This window comes from Streptomyces soli, assembly GCF_003999195.1.
In the GTDB taxonomy this organism is placed as follows: Bacteria; Actinomycetota; Actinomycetes; order Streptomycetales; family Streptomycetaceae; genus Actinacidiphila; species Actinacidiphila soli.
Map to the genome: position 1 here is coordinate 1 of NZ_RJVR01000027.1, position 3,341 is coordinate 3,341.

Consider the following 3,341-nt stretch of genomic DNA (forward strand, 5'->3'; position numbering starts at 1 on the left):
GATTGGGCTGCGGTAATCTTTCCTGCCGTTGCCTTCCGGCTTCGACATGGAAAACATTACGCGAGAAATCCAGCCCCGGAAGTCGATTCTCCTTAGATGGTGATGAATTGAATCTGAGACTTCCTTAGGTGATAAAACCGCAGGTTAAGAGCCATCTCATGTCCCACTGAACGGCGTAACCATTCGTTAGTTGCAATTCCGGGATTCCCTCGTGACAAAATGCGGATAATGGCACCGGCCCCCACCCGTCTTACCGGGTGGGGCCGGTGTCACACATCTCCGCCAGGACGGGAGCCGGACGGGAGGGGCTGTGGGCGTGCTGGATCGAGATGCGTTTGGCGGTCGTGAAGGCGTCCGCGGTGGCCTCTGCGTTCAGCTGGCTGACGCCGGACGCCCGCAGCAGCCGCAGGCCGTTGAAGCCGACGATGACTCATCGCTGGAGTCTTGCGCGTCGTCCCCGCGCCCGCGGGTTGTAGCCGGCCAGCATGGAGTTGATCCGGTAGACGCCGTTGCGGACCTTGGCCAACTCCAGGCTGCGCAGCGCGTACACGCTGCGGCGGCTGAGGTTGGGCAGCCACTCCCCGCCCGGGGCCGGCGCGTGGCCGCCGCCCCGGGCCCGGTCATCGCTGGTGACCGTCACTTCGGCAATCTTCGCCACAGGCATCTTCTGCGCCGACAGCAGTACCGTCTGCACCCGCCGCCAGGTCACCACCGACACGCTGCCGCGTTGCACCGTCCGCAGCAGACGACGACCCTCGTCGTCGTCGATCTCCCGCACCTCACCCGTTCGGCCATGCCGAACACTCTGGCCCGAGCGCGCCAGACGCGAAGCCGATTCCGATGGAGGCGGCCTGGATCGCTGCTGCACCGGCCGCCGCCTGATCCTCAATCCCGATGCCCGTCGGCCGGTGCCTTCAGCAGCCGCTCCAGCTCGTCCCCTGCCTCGTGGTACCCGGCGTCCGAGATCCGTTGCAGCTCGCGCAGGTCGCCGGCCGCGACGGCGCGTCGCGTGAGAAGGAATCCGGCGCGCATGGATCCCTCGTCCAATAGCTCGCTCAGCTCCTCGAGGTCGCTGTCTGCGTCGGCAAGGTCGGCCAGCCGGTCCAAGGCGGTCTCGTTGCCCTCATCGGCCAGCTCGCGAAGGGTCACCCGATCGAAATTCCTGTTCGCCATGACGCCATGCTGCAACCCTGCCCCAGGGGAAAGGTCAAATGGGACGATGGCCGGGTGATCACCATCGGGCAGCTGGCCGGGTATGTCGGAGTGTCGACCAAGACCATCCGTGTCTATCACGACAAGGGGCTGCTCCCCGAGCCCGACCGCGACGCGTCCGGCTACCGGCGGTACGGCGCACGCGCGGCCATCGACCTGATCAAGATCCGGACCCTCGCCGAAGCCGGCGTCCCCCTGGCCCGCATCCGGGACCTGAGATCAGCGACCGATGACGAGTTCCAGCAGGCGCTGCGCGAGATCGACGACGAGCTCACCGCCCGCATCCGTGGCCTGCGGGCAACCCAGCGGCGCCTGCGCCGGCTCGCCGACGGGCGTCTGTCACCGCTACCCACCGAGGTCAGCGCCCATCTGGAGCACCTGACCCGCTTGGGATTCACCCCTCGATGGGTGGACCTGCAAGGCGACCTGTGGATCCTCGTGTTCGCCACCCACCCGGACCTCGCAATCACACTGTTCCACGACCAGGCCGAGGCCCTGGCCGACCAGGCGCTGCGGCAGCTCTTCCTCGACTACGACCACGCGCGCGACCTCGACGCCGACGATCCCCGCATCGACGACCTCGCCCACAGGATCGCCGAGGCGACCCGGCAACGCTACGGCCCCGACGACCTGCCCGGACCGGATGCGGACTCCGAGATTCCGGCCCTTGTCCAAGGCACGGTCAATGCCTCGTCCCCGGCATGGCAGCGACTCGACACCTTGATTCGCGCACAACTGGACGCGTGACGAGACCCCCCTCGCGAACGGTGGCACGCCCTGGTCACCGCCCGACGCGATCGCCTGAACACAGCCCGGTAACGTCTCTCGCCATCGGACGCTGCCTGCGTGTGGTGTGGTTGTGTGCGGGTCAGACGGATGCGAAAAAGAGCCCGGACTTCCCGGTGACCGGGGTTCGGGCCCTTCCTGTTTCGCTTGGTCGCAGCGGCTGCGGCACAGTGGTCAGCCGCGTCCGGGCTCTTACCGACCAGCTGCGTGAGAAGCTCGACGATCTGCGCCTGGTTACGGCTGATCTGCTGGCCAAGCGCTGCGAGGCGGCCGTCAAGCCGGTCCACCTTCTGATCAAGATTGCCGACCTGCAGACGCACCGCCGTGAGGTCGGACTTGATGATCCCGAATTCGCGGTCGCTCTTCTCCGTGACCTCTTCGAAACGCCGAGTAAGAGCGGCGAGCTCGCTGTGAGCGATGGGGTCCTCGGGCACGCGCAGCGCTCCTGCCAAATCACCAAAACAAGGCGGGGAGGGGCTCCACGGTATCGCGCCCGCTAGATGCCGAACCCACGGAACGTGAACGTTGCTCCAGGCCGCATCGGTCGCCCCTGAATGCGGTGGCCGCACCGATGCGGCCCCCGCCGCCGGATGCGGGCCCGCATGTCCGGTGGTGTGGGGGGTGGGCCGGGAGAACCGGCCCGCCTACCCGATCAGAAATCGGGGACGATGTCCAGTTGCCCGGTGTCCGGGGCCGAACTTCACCGCCTGGACATGGCCGGTGAGCTCGGGCACGGCCGCGGCGACGATGGTGTCGAACTGGGCGAGGACGTCGCGGCCGGCGGCCGGTGCGGCCCAGGCGCGTTCGGTCATCATCGCCGTGATCGCCTTGCCGAGACCGAGCGGGTCACGGCCGTCGCGCCGGACCACATGGGTACGGCGCCGGGGCTTCTCCTTCTGGCCGCCGCCGTTCTTCTTCGCTGCCTCGCGGGCCGCGAACAGCGCCTGGCGGGCCAGGTCGGCGCCGCTCGGCTCCGCTTTCGTGGTCACGCGATCACGGTTTCCCGGCCCGAGGGCGCCCTCGGGCCACACCCGTCCCACGGCGAACGGCGCTGCGACTTGGGTGAAGCGCGCTCGAAGGCAAGTCCTGACTCACTTCGGCTGGACTTTCGTCCGGCTCCGAGGCGCGAGATCCTGGTACTTCGACTGTGGACCAGCGAACAAATGCGGGCTGGTGCGCCTCTCGCGCGTCGTAAAGCCCACCTCATGCTCATGCGGCCCTCAGCGCGACGGGTACCGTCGCGCTTTCCCGAAGGAGGCCGGGCGATGAATCTCCTGTCGTACCGTGACCGCAAAAGCGCGACATCACCGCCGCGGCTCCCCGGCCGGGCCAGGAACGCACGA

5 protein-coding genes are annotated in these 3,341 nt (G+C 67.7%); 2 read left to right on the top strand and 3 right to left on the bottom strand.

The features are described from left to right. Window positions 1-430 precede the first annotated feature (430 nt). The gene (locus EFK10_RS53735; protein ID WP_240676912.1) at window positions 431-778 is read right to left on the bottom strand and encodes a hypothetical protein; all 348 of its coding nucleotides are present in this window, start codon (window positions 776-778) and stop codon (window positions 431-433) included. A 107-nt stretch (window positions 779-885) separates the two neighbouring features. Beyond that, window positions 886-1,173, bottom strand: a complete 288-nt coding sequence (locus EFK10_RS01465) for a hypothetical protein (RefSeq protein ID WP_127353972.1) — start codon at window positions 1,171-1,173, stop codon at window positions 886-888. Window positions 1,174-1,227: 54 nt separating this feature from the next. On the opposite strand from EFK10_RS01465, the gene EFK10_RS01470 reads away from it, so the two are divergent. Both EFK10_RS01470 and EFK10_RS01475 read left to right on the top strand, forming a co-directional pair. Then, window positions 1,228-1,959 (top strand): MerR family transcriptional regulator, encoded by a 732-nt coding sequence (locus tag EFK10_RS01470; RefSeq protein ID WP_127353973.1) that lies wholly within the window; start codon window positions 1,228-1,230, stop codon window positions 1,957-1,959. 101 nt (window positions 1,960-2,060) lie between these two features. Further along, complete coding sequence (locus tag EFK10_RS01475; protein WP_127353974.1) at window positions 2,061-2,498, top strand: hypothetical protein; 438 nt, start codon at window positions 2,061-2,063, stop codon at window positions 2,496-2,498. 144 nt (window positions 2,499-2,642) lie between these two features. On the opposite strand, the gene EFK10_RS01480 is transcribed toward EFK10_RS01475, so the two are convergent. Then, entirely contained in the window at window positions 2,643-2,987 is a 345-nt protein-coding gene (locus tag EFK10_RS01480) for a DUF721 domain-containing protein (RefSeq protein ID WP_127353975.1), read from the bottom strand. Window positions 2,988-3,341: the final 354 nt, after the last annotated feature.

Excerpts from the sequence above, each read along its gene's own strand:
- EFK10_RS01465 (WP_127353972.1), bottom strand. The coding sequence starts at position 1,173 with ATGGCGAACAGGAATTTCGATCGGGTGACCCTTCGCGAGCTGGCCGAT.